Annotated in this window: 15 protein-coding genes; 11 read left to right on the top strand and 4 right to left on the bottom strand. The window is 74.2% G+C overall.

Translation table 11 applies throughout. From position 1 onward, the window contains the following. Positions 1-108: 108 nt before the first annotated feature. Together ACFUMH_RS13450 and manD are read right to left on the bottom strand one after the other, a co-directional pair. Positions 109-2,328: an alpha-glucuronidase gene (locus ACFUMH_RS13450; RefSeq protein ID WP_378206239.1), complete on the bottom strand. Its 2,220-nt coding sequence runs from the start codon at positions 2,326-2,328 to the stop codon at positions 109-111. Beyond that, positions 2,325-3,557, bottom strand: a complete 1,233-nt coding sequence (gene manD / locus ACFUMH_RS13445) for a D-mannonate dehydratase ManD (RefSeq protein ID WP_378206236.1) — start codon at positions 3,555-3,557, stop codon at positions 2,325-2,327. Before manD ends, ACFUMH_RS13450 begins: the two co-directional genes overlap by 4 nt. A 170-nt stretch (positions 3,558-3,727) precedes the next feature. Here manD and ACFUMH_RS13440 point away from each other — a divergent pair, with 170 nt between their 5' ends. Continuing rightward, entirely contained in the window at positions 3,728-4,735 is a 1,008-nt protein-coding gene (locus tag ACFUMH_RS13440) for a LacI family DNA-binding transcriptional regulator (RefSeq protein ID WP_378206233.1), read from the top strand. A gap of 412 nt (positions 4,736-5,147) precedes the next feature. Here the strand turns inward: ACFUMH_RS13440 and recQ are convergent, their stop codons facing one another. Continuing rightward, positions 5,148-7,214, bottom strand: coding sequence for a DNA helicase RecQ (gene recQ / locus ACFUMH_RS13435; RefSeq protein WP_378206245.1), 2,067 nt, complete (start codon positions 7,212-7,214; stop codon positions 5,148-5,150). Positions 7,215-7,411: 197 nt separating this feature from the next. Here recQ and ACFUMH_RS13430 point away from each other — a divergent pair, with 197 nt between their 5' ends. From ACFUMH_RS13430 to ACFUMH_RS13415, 4 genes are all read left to right on the top strand, one after another. Beyond that, positions 7,412-8,245, top strand: a complete 834-nt coding sequence (locus ACFUMH_RS13430; RefSeq protein ID WP_378206230.1) for an SDR family NAD(P)-dependent oxidoreductase — start codon at positions 7,412-7,414, stop codon at positions 8,243-8,245. A 46-nt stretch (positions 8,246-8,291) separates the two neighbouring features. Continuing rightward, positions 8,292-8,867 (top strand): orotate phosphoribosyltransferase, encoded by a 576-nt coding sequence (gene pyrE / locus ACFUMH_RS13425; RefSeq protein WP_378206226.1) that lies wholly within the window; start codon positions 8,292-8,294, stop codon positions 8,865-8,867. Between the two features lie 13 nt (positions 8,868-8,880). Next, the gene (locus ACFUMH_RS13420) at positions 8,881-9,585 is read left to right on the top strand and encodes a hypothetical protein (RefSeq protein ID WP_378206223.1); all 705 of its coding nucleotides are present in this window, start codon (positions 8,881-8,883) and stop codon (positions 9,583-9,585) included. 114 nt (positions 9,586-9,699) lie between these two features. Continuing rightward, the gene (locus tag ACFUMH_RS13415; RefSeq protein ID WP_378206220.1) at positions 9,700-10,269 is read left to right on the top strand and encodes a LemA family protein; all 570 of its coding nucleotides are present in this window, start codon (positions 9,700-9,702) and stop codon (positions 10,267-10,269) included. A gap of 28 nt (positions 10,270-10,297) precedes the next feature. Here the strand turns inward: ACFUMH_RS13415 and ACFUMH_RS13410 are convergent, their stop codons facing one another. Next, positions 10,298-11,038, bottom strand: coding sequence for an HAD-IIA family hydrolase (locus ACFUMH_RS13410; protein ID WP_378206242.1), 741 nt, complete (start codon positions 11,036-11,038; stop codon positions 10,298-10,300). A 73-nt stretch (positions 11,039-11,111) separates the two neighbouring features. On the opposite strand from ACFUMH_RS13410, the gene ACFUMH_RS13405 reads away from it, so the two are divergent. From ACFUMH_RS13405 to ACFUMH_RS13380, 6 genes are all read left to right on the top strand, one after another. Continuing rightward, positions 11,112-12,128 (top strand): DUF368 domain-containing protein, encoded by a 1,017-nt coding sequence (locus ACFUMH_RS13405; RefSeq protein ID WP_378206217.1) that lies wholly within the window; start codon positions 11,112-11,114, stop codon positions 12,126-12,128. A 15-nt stretch (positions 12,129-12,143) separates the two neighbouring features. Then, the gene (locus tag ACFUMH_RS13400) at positions 12,144-13,202 is read left to right on the top strand and encodes a LacI family DNA-binding transcriptional regulator (protein ID WP_378206214.1); all 1,059 of its coding nucleotides are present in this window, start codon (positions 12,144-12,146) and stop codon (positions 13,200-13,202) included. Positions 13,203-13,361: 159 nt separating this feature from the next. After that, on the top strand, positions 13,362-14,741 hold the full coding sequence (locus ACFUMH_RS13395; protein WP_378206211.1) for an extracellular solute-binding protein: 1,380 nt from the start codon (positions 13,362-13,364) through the stop codon (positions 14,739-14,741). A gap of 44 nt (positions 14,742-14,785) precedes the next feature. Beyond that, on the top strand, positions 14,786-15,736 hold the full coding sequence (locus tag ACFUMH_RS13390; protein ID WP_378206208.1) for a carbohydrate ABC transporter permease: 951 nt from the start codon (positions 14,786-14,788) through the stop codon (positions 15,734-15,736). Next, the gene (locus ACFUMH_RS13385) at positions 15,733-16,659 is read left to right on the top strand and encodes a carbohydrate ABC transporter permease (protein ID WP_378206205.1); all 927 of its coding nucleotides are present in this window, start codon (positions 15,733-15,735) and stop codon (positions 16,657-16,659) included. The genes ACFUMH_RS13390 and ACFUMH_RS13385 overlap by 4 nt, the downstream gene beginning before the upstream one ends. 49 nt (positions 16,660-16,708) lie before the next feature. Next, entirely contained in the window at positions 16,709-18,250 is a 1,542-nt protein-coding gene (locus ACFUMH_RS13380; protein ID WP_378206202.1) for an alpha-N-arabinofuranosidase, read from the top strand. Positions 18,251-18,283 lie beyond the last annotated feature (33 nt).

Raw genomic sequence — 18,283 nt, 5'->3', positions numbered from 1 at the left:
CTCGGGTGTCCGCAACGCTGCACGCGCCCGCGACGCTGCACGCGCCCGCGACGCTGCACGCGCCCGCGACGCTGCACGCGCCCGCGACGGCTGCACACGCGGGTGCCGTCAGTAGATCGGCCGCCCCGACGCGTCGGGCACGCCGCTCTTGCGGAACACGTACGTGCGCACCTGGTCGCGCCACTCCGTGGCGGAGCGCAGCTGCTCGGCGAGCCGCTCGGTGACGCGCGCGTGCAGGGCGTCGTCGACGAGCCCGGCGACGTCCGCCCACGCGGCGCCCATCCGCTCCACCTCGTCGACGGCGTCCGCGCGCGAGTCGTACACGTGCTGCACGACCGTCGTGCCGGAGTGCAGCCGGTGCTCCCACGGCACGTGGTGGAAGAACAGCAGCAGCTCGTCGGGGCACGTCGCGAGGTCCTCGTACACGTCCCGCCACGGCGCCGCGTACTGGCCCGTGTAGCCCGTGCCGGTCGCACGCGTGCGGTCGACGCCGATGCCGTCGCGGTCGGCGAAGTGGTACGTGCCCCACTTCGAGTACTCGTACCCGTCGACGTTCGGCCCGTAGTGGCCCCGCACCGGGTCGACCATGAACCCGACGCCGAGGGGCGCGGTGTACGCCTCGTACGTGCGCCACGAGTGGTCCATGAGCCGGTGCAGCGTGTCGCGCAGGCGCGGGTCGGCGTCGGGGAACGTCAGCGTGATCCACTCGTCGAGGACCTCGACGGGATCGGCCTCCGGGCTCCACGCCAGGCGCGCGAACGCGTAGAGGTTGGCCTGCGCCAGCGGGTGGCCCGTCCAGAACGCGTCGTCGCCGACGTTGGAGACGGCGACGATCCCGCCGGCGCGGCGCGGTGGCGCGTCCGGGCCGTCGGGCTCGTCGACGTCCGCGGGGCCGGGCAGGCCGGTGACGACCTGGGCGACGGTGCGCGTCGCGTTCTGCGTGAGCGGGAAGCCGAGGATCTCGCTCCACCACGGCCCCAGGTAGCAGACGTGCTTCTGGTGCCCGGTGTACTCCTGCGTCACCTGCAGCTCGACGGCCACGCGCGTGCGCGGCATCGCGCCGATGACGGGGGAGACGGCCTCGCGCGTCTGGAAGTCCAGCGGGCCGTGCTTGACCTGCACGACGACGTTGTCGTCGAACCGCCCGTCGAGCGGGTGGAAGTGGTCGTACGCCGCCCGGGCGCGGTCGGTCGACCGGTCCCGCCAGTCCTGCGTGTGGTTGTAGACGAACGCCCGCCAGAACACCGTGCCGCCGTGCGGCGCGACCGCGCGGGCCAGCAGGTTCGCGCCGTCGGCGTGGTCGCGCCCGTACGCGAACGGCCCCGGCTGGCCCTCGGAGTCCGCCTTGACGACGAACCCGCCGAAGTCCGGGACCGCCGCCCACACGCGGTCCGCCGCGTCGGCCCACCAGCGCTGCACGTCGGCGTCGAGCGGATCGGACGTCGGCAGGCCGCCGAGCGTCATCGGCGCCGCGAACGACACCGACAGGTACGTGCGGACGCCGTGCGGGCGGAACAGGTCGGCGAGGCGGGCCACGTCCGGCAGGCCGTCGGTCAGCAGCCGCGCCTCGGTGCGGCCGACGTTGACGTTGTTGAGCGAGACGGCGTTGATGCCGACCGAGCCGAGCAGCCGCGCGTACGCGGCGACGCGCGTGAGGTCCTCGCGCACGCGGCCCGCCTCGAACCACAGCGACCCGCCGGCGTACCCGCGCTCGACCTGACCCATGACGGGGTGCACGTCGACGTTGTCCCAGTGGTCGAGCATGCGCAGCGACGAGACGGGGAGGTCGAACACCTGGTCCTCGTCCGCCGCCCAGCCCTGCTCACCCTCGCGGACGAGGGCGTGCAGGCCGTACAGGAGTCCGCGGTGCCCGCCGGCGACGACGTACGCGTTCCCGTCCCGGCGGCCCAGCAGGAAGGAGTCCTCGCCGAGGGGCGCGCTCGCGTACCCGTCCAGCGTGCCCCGGCTCGCCGGCCCGACGAGATGCGCGTTCGGGTCGGTCGTCGGGTGCGCGAACCGCATCGACGCGGTCCCGACCTGCGCCGCGCGGACCGCGACGACGAGCGCGACGTCGTGCGCGTCGACCACGTCCGCGTCGACCGGGGCGTCGGCCGTGCTCACGGTGAGCGAGCCGCCGAACAGCCCGGTGGCTCGCCGCAGCTCCGCGAGGACCGTGTCGCCGACCGGCCCGGCGTCCGGCCCGAGCGCCACGAGCACGCGGCGCGACCCGAGCGGCCGGAACGCGGCGTCGGGCAGCCACGCGTCGTGCCAGCCGCGGTCCTGCCAGGGGACGTCCTGCCAGCTCTCCTGCGTCGTCGTCGTGCTCACCAGTCGTGCACCGTCCCGTCCTTCAGCCGGTTGAACGGCAGGTACGCCGTCTCGTAGGGGAACCGCGCGGCCGCGTCGTCGTCGTGCACGACGCCCAGCCCCGGCTCGTCGGAGGGGTGCAGGTAGCCGTCGTCGAACGTGAACGACGTGCGGAACACCTCGTGCGTCGTCGGCGAGTGCTGCATGTACTCCTGGATCCCGAAGTTGTGGATCGCGAGGCCCAGGTGCAGCGCCGCCGCCATGCCGACGGGCGAGATGTCGGTCGGCCCGTGGAAGCCCGACTTGATCTGGTACTGGGCGGCGAAGTCGACGATGCGGCGCAGCGACGTGATGCCGCCCGCGTGCGTCACCGACGAGCGCACGTAGTCGATGAGCTGCTCGCGGATGATCGTCTGGTAGTCCCACACGGTGTTGAAGACCTCGCCGATCGCGAGCGGCGTCACGGTGTGCTGCCGGACCAGCCGCAGCGCGTCCTGGTTCTCCGCCGGGGTGCAGTCCTCGAGCCAGAACAGGTCGTACGGCTCGAGGTCCTTGCCCAGGCGTGCCGCCTGGATCGGGGTCATGCGGTGGTGGCCATCGTGCAGCAGCGGCAGCTCGGGCCCGAACTCGTTGCGGACCGCCTCGAAGACGCCGGGCAGGTGGCGCATGTACGCGCGGGTGTCCCAGTCCTCCTCGGCGGGCAGCGGCGCGCGCTGCGCGGGCTCGTAGTCGTACCGGCCGGACGTCGACGGCTGCGCGGCCACGCCGTAGACGGCGGTGATGCCGGGCACCGACGTCTGCACGCGGATCGAGCGGAAGCCCTCGTCGAGGTGCTTGCGGATCGAGTCGAACAGCTCCGGCAGGTCGCGCCCGGACGCGTGCCCGTACGCCATGAGCCCGGTGCGGCTGGCGCCCCCGAGCAGCTGGTACAGCGGCATGCCGGCGACCCGGGCCTTGATGTCCCACAGGGCCATGTCGACGGCGGCGATGGCCGCCATGGTCACCGGGCCGCGGCGCCAGTACGCGCTGCGGTAGAGGAACTGCCACGTGTCCTCGATCCGGTGCGCGTCCCTGCCGATGAGCAGGGGGACCACGTGGTCGGTCAGGTAGCTGGCGACGGACAGCTCGCGGCCGTTCAACGTCGCGTCGCCGAGCCCGACGACGCCGTCCTCGGTGACCACGCGCAGGGTCACGAAGTTGCGGCCGGGGCTGGAGACCAGCACCTCGGCGGTGCGGATCGCGGTGGACATCCTTGTCGCTCCTCCCGCCCGCACCTCGTCGGCGGGCTGCGGCGAGCGTAGGCAGGGCTGCCGCGGGATGGCAATCGTGTGCCATGATTTGCCACCCGATGTGCCACGGGTGCACCGCCTCGCAGGCGGCGTGCCGCACCGCCACGACCCGTCAGCGAACGGAGGACCGCGTGAACAGGCAGCCCACGCTGCGCGACGTCGCCGAGAAGGCGGGCGTCGCCGTGTCGACGGCCTCGCGCGCCCTCACACGTCCCGGACGCATCAGCGCGCACACCACCGAGCGGGTCCGCGCCGCGGCCGACGCCCTCGGGTACACGCCCAGCGCGTCGGCCCGCGCGTTGTCGTCGGGGCGCACCACCACGGTGGCACTCGTCGTCCCCGACGTCACCAACCCGTTCTACTTCGGGCTCGTCCGGGGGACGGGCGCGCGGCTGCGCGAGGGCGGCTACGTCCAGGTGCTCGTCGACACCGAGGAGTCCGCCGAGGCCGAGGCGCGTGCGCTCGTCGGGCTGCGCGGCACCGTCGACGGCGCCGTGCTCGCCGCGTCGCGCCTGGCCGACGCGCGCCTCGCCGAGCTCGCCGCCGACCTCCCGGTCGTCGCGGTCAACCGCACGAGCCCGTCCCTGTCGGCGCCGAGCGTGCTCATCGACACGCCCGGCGGTCTCGTGCAGGCGCTGGAGCACCTCGCCTCGCTGGGGCACCGCCGCGTCGCGTACGCGTCCGGCCCCCGCACGTCGTGGTCCGACACCCGCCGGCAGGCCGCGCTGCACCCCGCCGCCGCGCGCCTCGGCCTCGACGTCACCGTCCTCGGCCCGTACGCGCCGGTGCGCACGGCCGGGCCTGCGGCCGCCGACGCCGCCGTCCAGGCAGGCGTCACCGCCGTGGTGGCGTTCAACGACCTGCTCGCGTTCGGCATCCTCGAGCGTCTCGACGCCCGCGGGGTCGACGTGCCGGCACGCATGAGCGTCGTCGGCTGCGACGACGTCTTCGGCGCCGACCTGGTCCGCCCGGCCCTGACGACCGTCGCGTCCCCCATGGAGCGCGCCGGCCGCCTCGCCGCCGACCTCCTCATCTCCCGGCTCGAGGGCACCGGGCCCTACCTCGGCCACGGCAGCGACCCGTCGGTGCTGCCCACGCACCTGGTCATCCGCGGTTCGACGGGCGCTGCCCCGGCCTGACGCGCCCGCGGCCCCGGGCTCGCGGACCGACCCTCGCGACGCCCGTCGGCCTCGGCGTCGCCCCACCCTGGTGCCGGTGCCGGTGCCGGATGCCGGTGCCGGTGCCGGATGTTGGTGCCGGTGGCCGTGGCTCTGCCTGTGCGGGTGGCCGCCGCAGCCGGCGCGCCACGCCCGGCGTGTCGGCACCGGAGGAGATCCCTTCCCGCGGGCGTACGCACGGTGTGCGCCTCGCGTGCGTACGGCCGGGGAGACCATGTCCTCCCGACGTGGACACGCCGCCACGGACACGTCGCGCGGGGACACGCTGCTGCTTCTCCGCGGGACGCCGGCCCGCCGTCGGCACCGGCTCAGAGACCAGCGCCGGCGTCCGGCCGTCGGCGTCCCGCGCCGACGACCGCCCGTCCGGCGGTCGTCAGGCCGCGTCGTCGCCGAGGCCGGCGATCGTCGCCAGCACCCCGTCGGCGTAGCGGTCGAGCTTGGCGGCGCCGACGCCGCCGATCGTGCCGAGCTCCGCCCGTGACGTCGGTCGGCGCGTCGCGATCTCCCGCAGGGTCGCGTCGTGGAACACCACGTACGCGGGCACGCCCTGCTCCTTGGCCGCGCCCGCGCGCCACGCGCGCAGGGCCTCGAACGCCGACGCGTCGCCGCCCGTGAGGTCCGCCGCGGCAGCCGACCGGCCCCCGCCGCGGCGCTCGCGGGTCGCCCGCCCGGTGCGCTCGGGCTCGCGCCGCAGCCGGACCTCGCGCCCGCCGCGCAGCACGTCCGCCGACGCCGGCGTGATCCGCAGCGTGCCGTACCCCTGCGTGTCGACGGCGAGCAGCTCCGCCGCGAGCAGCTGGCGCACCACGCCGCGCCACTCGCCGTCGGACAGGTCCTGCCCGATGCCGAACGTCGAGAGCTGCTCGTGCCCGAGCTGGCGCACCCGCGGCGTCTCCTTGCCGCGCAGGATGTCGACCACGTGGCCGACGCCGTACCGCTGCCCGCGCTGGTCGAGGCGCACCACCGTCGACAGCAGCTTCTGCGCGGGCACCGTCCCGTCCCACGACTCGGGCGGCTCGAGGCACGTGTCGCAGTTGCCGCACGGCCCGTCCGACGGCTGGCCGAAGTACGCGAGCAGCTGCACGCGGCGGCAGTCGACCGTCTCGCACAGCGCCAGCATCGCGTCGAGGTGCTGCGTGAGGCGGCGGCGGTGCTCGGCGTCGCCCTCCGAGCCGTCGATCATCTTGCGCTGCTGCACGACGTCCGCGAGCCCGTACGCCAGCCAGGCCGTCGACGGCAGCCCGTCGCGGCCCGCGCGGCCGGTCTCCTGGTAGTAGCCCTCCACGGACTTCGGCAGGTCGAGGTGCGCGACGAACCGCACGTCCGGCTTGTCGATGCCCATGCCGAACGCGATCGTCGCGACCATCACGAGGCCGTCCTCGCGCAGGAACCGCGACTGGTTCTGCGCGCGCACCCGGCGGTCGAGGCCCGCGTGGTACGGCAGCGCGGCGACGCCGTTGCGCACCAGCCACTCCGCCGTCTGCTCGACCGACGCCCGCGACAGGCAGTAGACGATGCCCGAGTCGCCGTCGTGCTCGGTGCGCAGCAGGTGCAGCAGCTGGCGGCGCGGGTCGTCCTTGCCGACGATCCGGTAGCGGATGTTCGGGCGGTCGAAGCTCGCGACGAACTGCCGCGCGTCCTCCAGCTGCAGGCGCTGGCAGATCTCGCGGTGCGTCGCCGGGGTGGCCGTCGCCGTCAGCGCGATGCGCGGCACGTCCGGCCACCGCTCGTGCAGGACCGAGAGCTGAAGGTAGTCGGGGCGGAAGTCGTGGCCCCACTGGCTCACGCAGTGCGCCTCGTCGATCGCGAAGAGCGCGACGTGCCCGCGCTCGAGCAGCGCGAGGGTCTCCGGCACGCGGAGGCGCTCCGGCGCGAGGTACAGCAGGTCGAGCTCGCCCGCGAGGAACGCGTCCTCGACGGCCCGCCGCTGCTCCCGCTCCTGCGTCGAGTTGAGGAACCCGGCCCGCACGCCCAGCGCGGAGAGGGCGTCGACCTGGTCCTGCATGAGCGCGATCAGCGGGGACACCACGACGCCCGTGCCCTCGCGGACCAGCGCGGGCACCTGGTAGCAGAGCGACTTGCCGCCGCCGGTCGGCATGAGCACGACCGCGTCGCCGCCCCCGACGACCGTGTCGACGACCGCCTCCTGGTCGCCGCGGAACGCGTCGTACCCCCACACGCGGTGCAGCACCGTGCGCGCGTCGCCGTGCGAGGGCGCCGGACGGCCGGGCTCGCGCGGGGCGGCGGGCTCGCGCGAGACGGGCGTCGCCGCACGTCGGGGGCGCGCGGCGGCCGCGTCGCCCGGGGCGTCCCACGGGTCGGCGGGCGGCTCCCACGCGTCGGCGGGCGGCTCGACGTCCCACCACGGCGGCTCGTCGCCACCGGCGAACGGGTCCGCCGGGACGTCCGGCGGCGCGTCGGGGGAGGTGGGGTCCGGCAGCACCCGACCACCCTACGAGCCCCGGCGCCGGCGCGGTGGCCGCCCGGCGGGCCTGTGGACGTCGGCAGACCCGCGCGCAGTCGCGCGACGCCGCCCGCCGTCGCGCGACCCCGCCCGCCGACGCGCGACCCGGCACGACGGCGCGCGACGGCGCGACGCGCCGCGCGGGCCCCGGCAGGTTCCGTAGGGTGGCGCCCATGGGAACCGCACTGGTCACCGGGGCGAGCGCCGGCCTCGGCCTCGAGTTCGCCTGGCAGCTCGCGACGGCCCGGCACGACGTCGTGCTCGTCGCCCGCGACGAGCAGCGCCTCACGCGCCTCGCCCGCCAGCTCGAGGCCGCCGCCGGCGTGCACGCCGAGGTCCTCGTCGCCGACCTGACGGACCGCGCCGACGTCGAGCGCGTCGCCGACCGCCTGCGCGCCACCGAGCGCCCCGTCGGCCTGCTGGTCAACAACGCCGGCTTCGGCATCCACCAGCGCTTCGTCGGCGGCGACGTGCGGCGCGAGGAGGAGGGCCTGGACGTCATGGTCCGGGCCGTCATGGTGCTCTCGCACGCGGCGGCCGGCGCCATGGTCGAGCGGGGCCGGGGCGCGATCCTCAACGTCGCGTCCGTCGCCGCGCTGCTCGCGTCCGGCACGTACTCCGCCCACAAGGCGTGGGTGCGCTCGTTCACCGAGGGCCTCGCGGTCGAGCTGGAGGGGACGGGCGTGACCGCCACCGTCGTCTGCCCGGGCTTCACGCACACCGAGTTCCACGCGCGCGGGGACATCGACACGAGCGCCTACCCCGAGGTGGCGTGGCTGGACCCCGAGGACGTGGTCGCGACCGCGCTCGCCGACGTGCGCCGCGGCGTCGTCATCTCGACCCCGAGCCTGCGGTACAAGGCGACCTCGGCGCTCGTCCGGGTGCTGCCGCGGTCCGCCGTGCGCGCGATCGGGCGGTACCGCAAGGGCGTCGAGCTGCCCGACGAGCCGACGGCGGCCGAGGCCGTCGACCAGGCCGCGGACCAGGACGGCGCGCGCACCGACTGAGCGGGCACGCACCGGCCGGACGGCGCGCGTCGCTACTCTGTCCGCCGTGACCTCCGACCTGTCGCCCACCCCGCGCGAGCAGCTGCGGGACCTGATCGTCGAGCTCGCCGTCGTGCGCGGGCGCGTGACGCTGTCGTCGGGCCGCGAGGCCGACTACTACGTCGACCTGCGCCGCGCGACGCTGCACCACTGCGCGGCCCCGCTCATCGGGCACCTCATGCTGGACATGCTCGAGGAGGCCGGGCTCGGCACGGCGGAGGTCGACGCGGTCGGCGGGCTCACGCTCGGCGCGGACCCCGTGGCCACCGCCCTGCTGCACGCGGCGGCGTCGCGCGGGCAGGACCTCGACGCGTTCGTCGTCCGCAAGGAGGCGAAGGCGCACGGCATGCAGCGGCGCATCGAGGGCCCGGACGTCGCCGGGCGCCGCGTCGTCGTCGTCGAGGACACGTCGACGACCGGCGGCTCCCCGATCGCCGCGGTCGAGGCCGTGCGCGAGGCCGGCGGCGAGGTGCTCGGCGTCGCGACGATCGTCGACCGAGCCACGGGCGCGCGGGAGGCGATCGAGGCCCTCGGCGTGCCGTACCACCCCCTGTTCGGCCTCGCGGACCTCGGCCTGGCCTGAGCGCAGCCCAGCGATGGACTCCACGCTCGTCGTCCTGCTGCTCGCCGTCGGTCTGCCGGCGTTCTTCGCCCTCGCCTGGTGGCTGCAGAAGAAGCGGCACGAGCAGCTCGCCGCGTGGGCGGCCGCCACCGGGTGGGAGTACGTGCGCACCGACCCCGGGCTGGGGCTCGTGCGGCTGCACCGCAACCAGCCGTTCGAGCAGGGCCACAGCCGGCGCGCGTCGGAGGTGCTGACGGGCCGGTGGCAGGGCATCCCGGCCGTGTCGTACACGTACGAGTGGTCGACGGGCAGCGGCAAGGAGAAGAAGACGTACCACGCGCACGTCGTCGCCCTCGCGCTCCCGGCGTACCTGCCGGTGCTCGAGCTGACCGCGGAGGGCGTCGGCGCGCGGATCGCGAAGGCGCTCGGCGCGCGCGACATGCAGACCGAGTCGGCGGCCTTCAACGACGCGTACCGGGTGGTCGCCGGCGACGAGCGCGTGGGGCACGCGATCCTGCACCCGCGCCTCATGGAGCGCCTGCTGCAGGACGACGCCGTCGGCACCGACTGGCGCATCGAGGGCACCTGGATCGCGTCCTGGCGGGTCGGCCGCACCGACACCGACCGCATCGCCCCGCGCCTCGGGGTGATGCACGCGGTCGTGCGCGGCGTGCCGCGGCACGTCTGGCAGGACCACGGGTACGACCCGCTGACGCACGGCGCTGCGCCGAACGGCTGAGCCGCCGGCTGCCCGGCGCGGCACGGCGGCGCCGCGGGCGCGTGCACGGTGCCGCGGGCGGGCCGGCGGTCGGTACGATCCGGTGACCGTCCCGACCCCTGCGGAGGCATTCCCGTGACCGGTGGCACCATCGCCCTGCTCGTCGTCGTCGCGATCGTCGTGATCGTGCTGCTGTGGGCGGTGGCGCAGTACAACGGCTTCGTCCGGCTGCGGAACCTCGTGCAGGAGGCGTGGCGGCAGATCGACGTCGAGCTGCACCGCCGGCACGACCTCATCCCGAACCTCGTGGAGTCGGTCAAGGGGTACGCGGCGCACGAGCGCGCCGTGTTCGACGAGGTCACGCGGGCGCGTGCCGCCGCGGCCGGGCCCGCCGCGGGCCCCGCGCAGCAGGCCGCGCAGGAGAACCAGCTGACGGCCGCGCTCGGCCGCCTGTTCGCCGTCGCCGAGGCGTACCCCGCGCTGCGCGCCAGCGAGAACTTCCAGCAGCTCCAGGCCGAGCTGACCAACACGGAGGACCGCATCGCCGCCGGACGCCGGTTCTACAACGCGAACGTCCGGGCGATGAACACGAAGGTCGAGACCTTCCCGCCGAACATCATCGCGAACATGTTCGGCTTCACCCGCGCCGAGTACTTCGAGGCCGAGGACCCGCAGCTGCGCCAGGCGCCGACCGTCAGCTTCTGACGCCCGGCCGGCCGCCCGCCCCGGACGCTCAGACGAGCTCGATCAGGTCCGCGACCGAGTCGAGCACGGCGGTGGGCCGGAACGGGAACCGCTCGACGTCGCTCGCGCGCGTCGAGCCGGTGAGCACGAGGTACGTCCGCAGGCCCGCCTCGATGCCGGCGACGACGTCGGTGTCCATGCGGTCGCCGACCATGACCGTCGTCTCGGAGTGCGCGTCGATGCGGTTGAGCGCGGAGCGGATCATCATCGGGTTGGGCTTGCCGACGAAGTAGGGCTTGCGCCCGGTGGCCGCGCTGATCATGGCGGCCACGGCGCCCGTCGCGGGCAGGTCGCCCTCGGCGCTCGGGCCCGTGACGTCGGGGTTCGTCGCGATGAACCGCGCGCCGCCCTGGATGAGGCGGATGGCCTGCGTGATCGCCTCGAACGAGTACGTGCGGGTCTCGCCGAGCACGACGAAGTCCGGCTGCGCCGCCGTCAGCGTGTACCCGGCCTCGTACAGCGCCGTGGTCAGGCCCGCCTCGCCGATGACGTGCGCGGACCCGCCGGGCATCTGGTCGGTGAGGAACTGCGCGGTCGCGAGGGCGGAGGTCCAGATCGCCCCCTCGGGGAGGTCGATGCCCGTGGCCGCCAGCCGCGCGCGCAGGTCGCGCGGCGTGAAGATCGAGTTGTTGGTGAGGACGAGGAACGGGCGCTCGCGCTCGCGCAGCGTGCGGACGAACTCGACGGCGCCCGGCAGCGCGGTGCCCTCGTGCACGAGCACGCCGTCCATGTCCGTCAGCCAGGAGTCGATCGTCCGTTCCGTCACGTCGGTCAGGGTAGTCCCGCGTGACTACGCTGCCGGGGTGACCGCCGACGACGCCCACCGCGCCAGCCTGCCCACGCGACCTGATCCCGCCCCGTGCGACGCCGCCCCGTCGGACACCGACCGGCCCGGTCCCGCGCCGTCCGACCGCCGGACGTCGTGGTCCCACGCGCCGCTCGACGCCGTGCGCGGCGGCCTGATCGGGGCGGCGGAGTCCGTGCCGGGCATCTCCGGCGGCACGATCGCCCTCGTCGTCGGCCTCTACGACCGGCTCGTCGACGCGGCGGGCCACGTCGTGCACGCCGGCCGGGCGCTGGTCACCGGCCTGAGCCGGCGGGAGGGGACGGCGGAGGCCGTGGCGGCGCTGCGCCGGGTCGACTGGCGCCTGCTGATCCCGGTGCTGATCGGCATGGTCGTCGTCCTGCTCGTCTCGCTGCGGACCATCGCGCCGCTGCTCGAGAGCCACCCCGTGCCGACCCGCGCCGTGTTCCTCGGCATGATCGCCGCGTCGGTCGTCGTGCCGCTGCAGATGATGCCGCGGCGCTTCCGGGCGCTCGACGCGCTGCTGCTCGCGGTGGGCGCGGTGGCGGCGTTCCTGCTCGCCGGGCTCGCGCCCGCGGAGGTCGCGGACCCGTCGCTCTGGTACGTGTTCCTCGGAGCCGCGCTGGCCATCAACGCGCTGGTGCTGCCGGGGGTGTCGGGGTCGGCGCTGCTCGTCGTGCTCGGCCTGTACGTGCCCGTGCAGGCCGCGCTGGACGACCGCGACCTGGCGTTCGTGGGCGTGTTCATGCTCGGCGCGGCGGTCGGTCTCGCGTCGTTCGTCAAGCTGCTGCAGTGGCTGCTGCACCAGCGTCGGCAGGGCACCATGGCGGTGCTCGCCGGCCTGATGATCGGGTCGCTGCGCGCGCTGTGGCCGTGGCAGGACGAGGACCGCGGGCTGCTGGCGCCGTCGGGCGACCTGCTCGGGCCGGTGCTGCTCGCGGTCGCCGGTGCGGCGGTCGTCCTCGTCCTCGTCGTCTGGGAGCGCCGCCGGATCGCGCGCGCCGAGACCGACTGACCCGAGGCCCCGCGGATGCGCCCGACCGTGAAGGACGTCGCCACGCGGGCGGGCGTCTCCCCGAAGACGGTCTCGAACGTGATCCACGGCCGCGTCTTCGTGCGTCCCGAGACGCGGGAGCGCGTCGAGCGGGCGCTCGCCGAGCTCGACTACGTGCCCAACCTCGTGGCGCGCGGCCTGCGCAGCGGCCGGTACGGGCTCATCGCGCTCGCGCTGCCGGACCTGTCGACGGCGTACTCCGCGGAGCTCGCCCACCACTTCGTCGAGGAGGGGCACGCGCGGGGCTGGGGCGTGCAGGTGGAGGAGACCGCGGCCGAGCCCCGGCGGGAGCGCGAGCTGCTGTCCCGCGCCCGCTCGCAGCTCGTCGACGGGCTCGTGCTCAACCCCGTCTCCATCGAGGACTCCGTGCTGGCGGACCACGTCGGGCTGGGCCGCGCGCCGCTGCCGCCGACCGTGCTGATCGGCGAGGTCGAGCAGGACCGCACGGACCAGGTCGGCGTCGACAGCGTCGCGGCGGCGCGGGACATGACGGCGCACCTGCTCGCGGCGGGTCGGCGGCGGATCGCCGTGGTGGGTGCGCCCGCGCCCGACGAGACGGCGGCCGCGCGGCAGCGGACCGAGGGCTTCCGGCAGGCGCTCGCGGCGGCCGGCGTGCCGCACGACCCGGCGCTCGAGGTGGCCGTGCCGGCGTGGACGACCGAGGCGGCCGTCGCGGCGGTCGCCGCGTTCCTGGACCGTGCGCCGCTGCCCGACGCGTTCTTCTGCTTCACCGACTCGATGGCGCTCGGGGTGCTGGGCCTGCTGTGGCAGCGGGGCGTCCGCGTCCCCGAGGACGTCGCGGTGGCGGGCTTCGACGACGTCGCCCCCGGGCGGTACGCGGTGCCGCCGCTGACGACGGTGTCGTTCGACCTGCGCGGGTTCGTCGCGACGACGCTGGACCTGCTGGGCGAGCGCATCGAGGACCGCGACCGCGCCCCGCGCCGGGTGGTCGTACCGCACCACGTGGTCGTGCGCGCCAGCACGGGCGGGCGCGCGGCGCTCGCGCACGTCGACGGCCGGCCCGCGGCCGTCTGAGCCCGTCACCCGTCCGGCGTGTCCGGTCCCTCCTACTTGTCCGAGCGTTCTAACGATGTAACGATCGGGTGGTCGGCGACGGAGCCGCAGGTCGGGGAGGACCGTGCGGCGCCGTCGCCGACGACGACGGACCGTGATGTCTCACGAAGGAGTGAGGACATGAGCCTGCGACGACCCCTGCGCCCCGCCGCCCCGCCGCCCCCCGTGGCGGGCCGCCCGCCGGACCCCGGCGGCCTCACGCGCCGCCAGGTGCTGCTCGGCTCGCTCGCCGCAGCCGGCGGCGTCGCCACGATCGGCGCCCTCGGCGGCTGCAGCCCCGCGGCGGTGGCCGCGGGCGGTGCCCGGCCGCTCTCGTACTGGCACCTGCTCAGCGGCGGCGACGGCGTCGTCATGGCGGGGCTCGTCGAGGACGCCAACACGCTCGGCCACGGCTACGAGGCCACCCAGACGGTGCTCGCGTGGGGCGCGCCGTACTACACGAAGCTGGCCATGGCGAGCGTCGGCGGGCGCGCCCCCGACGTCGCCGTGATGCACGCGTCCCGCGTCGCCGGGTACGCACCGGGCGGCCTGCTCGACCCGTGGGACCTCGACCTGCTCGCCGACGTGGGCGTGCAGGAGGGTGACTTCCTCGAGCGGGTCTGGCAGAAAGGCACGCTCGACGGCGACGTGTACTCGATCGCGCTCGACTCGCACCCGTTCGTGCTCATGTACAACACGGACGTCGCCTCGCAGGCGGGTGCGCTCGGCCCCGACGGCAAGCTCGTGCCGATCGAGGACCCCGAGACGTTCCTCGAGGTGGCGCGGGCCATGCAGGGCGTCACGGGCGGCCACGGCGTCGCGTACGGGTACCTGGGCGACGGCGCCCAGATGTGGCGGCTGTTCTACACGTTCTACAAGCAGCACGGCGCGGAGTTCGACCTCTCGGGCGACCGCGCGAAGGTCGACGTGGACGCGGCCGTGTCGTCGCTCGAGTACATCCAGCGGATGCTCGACGGCACCGTGGCGACGCCCAACGGCGACTACGGCACGGCGGTCTCCGAGTTCGCGTCGGCCGAGGCGGGCATGTTCCTCACCGGCGTGTGGGAGCTGCCGACCATGAAGGCGGCCGGGTTCGGCCTCGACGCCCAGCCGATCCCCACGCTGTTCGGCACGCCCGCCGCCTACGCCGACTCGCACGCGTTCACGCTGCCGCACCAGAGCAACCCCGACCCGGAGCAGCGGCGGGCCGCGTACGAGTTCGTCGCCGATCTGCTGAAGAACTCGCTGCCCTGGGCCGAGGCCGGGCACATCCCGGCGTTCCAGCCGGTCATCGAGAGCGACGACTACGCGCAGCTGACGCCGCAGGCGAACTACGCGCCCGCCGCGGAGATCCTCAACTACGACCCGGAGGCGTGGTTCACCGGGTCGGGGTCGGACTTCCAGAACTACTTCCTCGAGACCGTGCAGAACGTCTACCTCCAGGGTGCCGACCCGCGCGAGGGCTTCGAGGCCTTCGTCCGGCGCATCGACGTCCAGCTCGCCAAGCCGAACCCGGTCTGACCCGGTCCGGAGCTCCGTCCCCGATCCGACGAAGGAGTCCGATCGTGTCCTCAGCAACACTCGGCGCACGGACCGGCGACGCCCGCACGGGCACCGCCGCGCCGGCGCGCACCGTCAGCAGCCACCAGCGCAGGCGCGACACCCGCATCGGGTGGGCGTTCGTCGCGCCGTTCGTGGTCGTCTTCGCGATGTTCCTGCTCTGGCCCCTGCTGCACGGCCTCTGGCTGAGCTTCACGGGCGAGAGCATCACCGGCGCCGGGGGCGAGTTCCTCGGCTTCGCCAACTACGCCGAGGCCCTGTCCGACCCGATCATGTGGCGGTCGATGCTCAACACCGTGTGGTTCACGGTGCTGTCGACCGTGCCGCTCGTGCTCGTCGGGCTGGTCATGGCGCTGCTCGTGTTCCAGGGGCTGCCCGGGCAGTGGCTGTGGCGGCTGTCGTTCTTCATGCCGTTCCTGCTCGCGTCCACGGTGGCGGCGCAGTTCTGGATCTGGATGTACAACCCGCAGCTCGGGCTCGTGAACGCCCTGCTCGGCGTCGTCGGCATCGAGGGCCAGGCGTGGCTGCAGGACACGCGGTGGGCGATGCTCGCCGTCGTCGTCGAGACCCTGTGGTGGACCGTCGGGTTCAACTTCCTGCTCTACCTGACGGCGCTGCAGAACATTCCCGAGCAGCAGTACGAGGCGTCCGCGCTCGACGGCGCCGGGCGGTGGCGCCAGCTGTGGGCCATCACGCTCCCGCAGCTCGGCCCGACGACCGTGCTCATCGTGATGCTGCAGGTCCTGGCCTCGCTCAAGGTGTTCGACCAGATCTACATCATGACCCAGGGCGGTCCGGGCGGCGTCACGCGGCCGGTCGTCCAGTACATCTTCGAGTCCGGCTTCACCGGCTACCGGTTCGGCTACGCGTCGGCGATCGCGTACGTGTTCTTCGCGGTCATCATCATCATCTCGGTCGCGCAGCTGCGGTTCACGTCGCGGAGGGACCACGCATGACCACCACCGTCGCACCCCAGCCGAACGCCGCCTACCGGCCCGGTCCGCGGCGCACCGGGCGCCTCACCGCCGCGGCGAACCTGCGCGTCGGCGAGCGGTTCGCCAGCCCCGGCCGCATCGTCGCGATCCTCGCGCTCGTCGTCATGGCCGTCACGTGGCTCCTGCCGTTCGTGTGGGCCGTGATCACGTCGTTCAAGTCCGAGGCCACGGCCGCGGCGACGCCCGTGACGCTGCTGCCGCCCGACGGCTTCACCACCGACGCGTACGCCAACGTGCTGCGCGAGGGCAACGTCCCGCTGTGGACGTGGAACAGCCTGCTCACCGCGACGGCCATCACGATCGTCACGCTGGCCGTGTCGGCGCTCGCCGCGTACGCGCTCGCGCGCATCGACTTCACCGGCCGCAAGTGGCTCTTCTACCTGATCATCGCGTCGATCATCGTGCCGCCGCCGGTGCTGATCGTCCCGCTGTTCTACGAGATGCTCGCGCTGAACCTCGTCGACACGTACTGGGCGATCATCCTGCCGCAGCTCGTGCACCCGGCCATGGTCTTCATCCTCAAGAAGTTCTTCGAGCAGGTGCCCGTCGAGCTCGAGGACGCCGCGCGCATCGACGGCGCCGGCCGGCCGCGCGTGTTCTGGTCGATCGTGCTGCCGCTCTCGCGACCGATCCTCGCGGCCGTCGCGATCTTCGTGTTCATCGGCGCCTGGAACAACTTCCTGTGGCCGTTCATCATCATCTCGGACTCGTCCCTGATGACCCTGCCCGTCGGCCTGCAGACCGTGAAGAGCGCGTACGGGCTGCAGTACGCGCAGACGATGGCGTCGGCCGTGCTCGCGGCGCTCCCGCTGGTCATCGTCTTCCTCTTCTTCCAGCGGCAGATCATCCGCGGGTTCTCCACGACCGGCTTCGGCGGCCAGTGAGCGCACCCACCCGCAGGACCGCACCGACCCGCACCACCCGAGGAGCCCCATGACCCGCGCACGCATCACGCTCGACCGCGACTTCACCGCCGGGCCCGTGCCCCGCCGCCTCTTCGGCTCGTTCGTCGAGCACATGGGCCGCTGCGTCTACACCGGGATCTACGAGCCCGGGCACCCGGCCGCCGACGAGAACGGGTTCCGCACCGACGTGCTCGACCTCGTGCGCGAGATGGGACCGACGGTCGTCCGGTACCCCGGCGGCAACTTCGTCTCCGGCTACACCTGGGAGGACGGGGTCGGCCCGCGCGAGGAGCGGCCCGTGCGGCTCGACGGCGCGTGGCACACCGTCGAGACCAACGCGTTCGGGCTGCACGAGTTCGTCGACTGGGCGCGCGTCGCCGGCGTCGAGGTCATGGAGGCCGTCAACCTCGGCACGCGCGGCGTCGAGGCGGCACGCGCGCTCGTCGAGTACGCCAACCACCCCGGCGGCACCGCGTGGTCCGACCTGCGCCGGCGCAACGGGCACCCCGAGCCGTTCGACATCCGCCTGTGGTGCCTCGGCAACGAGATGGACGGCCCGTGGCAGATGGGCCAGAAGACGGCGGAGGAGTACGGGCGCATCGCCACCGAGGCGGCGAAGGCCATGCGGCTCGTCGACCCGACCATCGAGCTCGTCGCCTGCGGGTCGTCGAACTCGAGCATGCCGACGTTCGGCTCGTGGGAGCAGACCGTCCTGCGGCACGCGTACGAGTACGTCGACTACGTCTCGGCGCACGCCTACTACCAGGAGACCGACGGCGACCACGGGTCGTTCCTCGCGTCCGCGGTCGACATGGACTACTTCATCGAGTCCGTCGTCGCGACGGCCGACGCCGTGCGCGCCGCCGGCAAGCACCGCAAGCGAGTCAACCTCTCGTTCGACGAGTGGAACGTCTGGTACCAGACCGGCAAGGAGACGCCCGACCAGCCGCACGTCATCGAGCGCGAGGCCGTGTGGCGCGAGCACCCGCGCATCATCGAGGACGAGTACGGGGTCACCGACGCCGTCGTCGTCGGCACGCTGCTCAACTCGCTGCTGCGGCACGGCGACCGCGTGAAGATCGCCAACCAGGCGCAGCTCGTCAACGTCATCGCGCCCATCCGCTCCGAGGAGGGCGGACCGGCGTGGCGGCAGAGCATCTTCTGGCCGTTCGCCCGCACGGCGGCGCTCGCGCGCGGCGAGATCCTGCGGCCGGTCGTGCGGTCCGACCGGTACCAGGCCGACAAGTTCGGGGACGTGGACCTCGTCGACGTGTCGGCGACCTGGGACGAGGAGGAGGGCCGCGTCGCGCTCTTCCTCGCGCACCGCGGGCTCGACGAGCCGGCCGACGTGGCGCTCACCCTGCGCGGCTGGTCGCTCGGCCGCGTCGTGCGCGCGGAGGTGCTCGACGTGCCCGAGGGCGGCGACCGGTGGACGGCCAACACGCAGGACCGGCCCGACGCCGTCGGGCTGCGCGGGCTCGACGACGTGACGGTCGACGGGGACGGGGTCGCGCTGCGGCTGCCGCCGCTGTCGTGGGCGGTCGTGCAGCTGGAGGCGACCCCGGCCTGAGGCGCGCGCGGGCGGGACGCCCGGTGCGGCGTC

The sequence above is a fragment of the Cellulomonas sp. NPDC057328 genome, from assembly GCF_042667215.1.
Lineage (GTDB): Bacteria > Actinomycetota > Actinomycetes > Actinomycetales > Cellulomonadaceae > Cellulomonas.
This window is presented reverse-complemented; position numbering and strand designations above follow the sequence as displayed.

Coding starts and splice junctions, on each gene's coding strand:
- ACFUMH_RS13410 (WP_378206242.1), bottom strand. CDS start 11,038: ATGGACGGCGTGCTCGTGCACGAGGGCACCGCGCTGCCGGGCGCCGTC.
- ACFUMH_RS13385 (WP_378206205.1), top strand. CDS start 15,733: ATGACCACCACCGTCGCACCCCAGCCGAACGCCGCCTACCGGCCCGGT.
- ACFUMH_RS13395 (WP_378206211.1), top strand. CDS start 13,362: ATGAGCCTGCGACGACCCCTGCGCCCCGCCGCCCCGCCGCCCCCCGTG.
- ACFUMH_RS13380 (WP_378206202.1), top strand. CDS start 16,709: ATGACCCGCGCACGCATCACGCTCGACCGCGACTTCACCGCCGGGCCC.
- manD (WP_378206236.1), bottom strand. CDS start 3,557: ATGTCCACCGCGATCCGCACCGCCGAGGTGCTGGTCTCCAGCCCCGGC.
- ACFUMH_RS13430 (WP_378206230.1), top strand. CDS start 7,412: ATGGGAACCGCACTGGTCACCGGGGCGAGCGCCGGCCTCGGCCTCGAG.
- ACFUMH_RS13400 (WP_378206214.1), top strand. CDS start 12,144: ATGCGCCCGACCGTGAAGGACGTCGCCACGCGGGCGGGCGTCTCCCCG.
- ACFUMH_RS13420 (WP_378206223.1), top strand. CDS start 8,881: ATGGACTCCACGCTCGTCGTCCTGCTGCTCGCCGTCGGTCTGCCGGCG.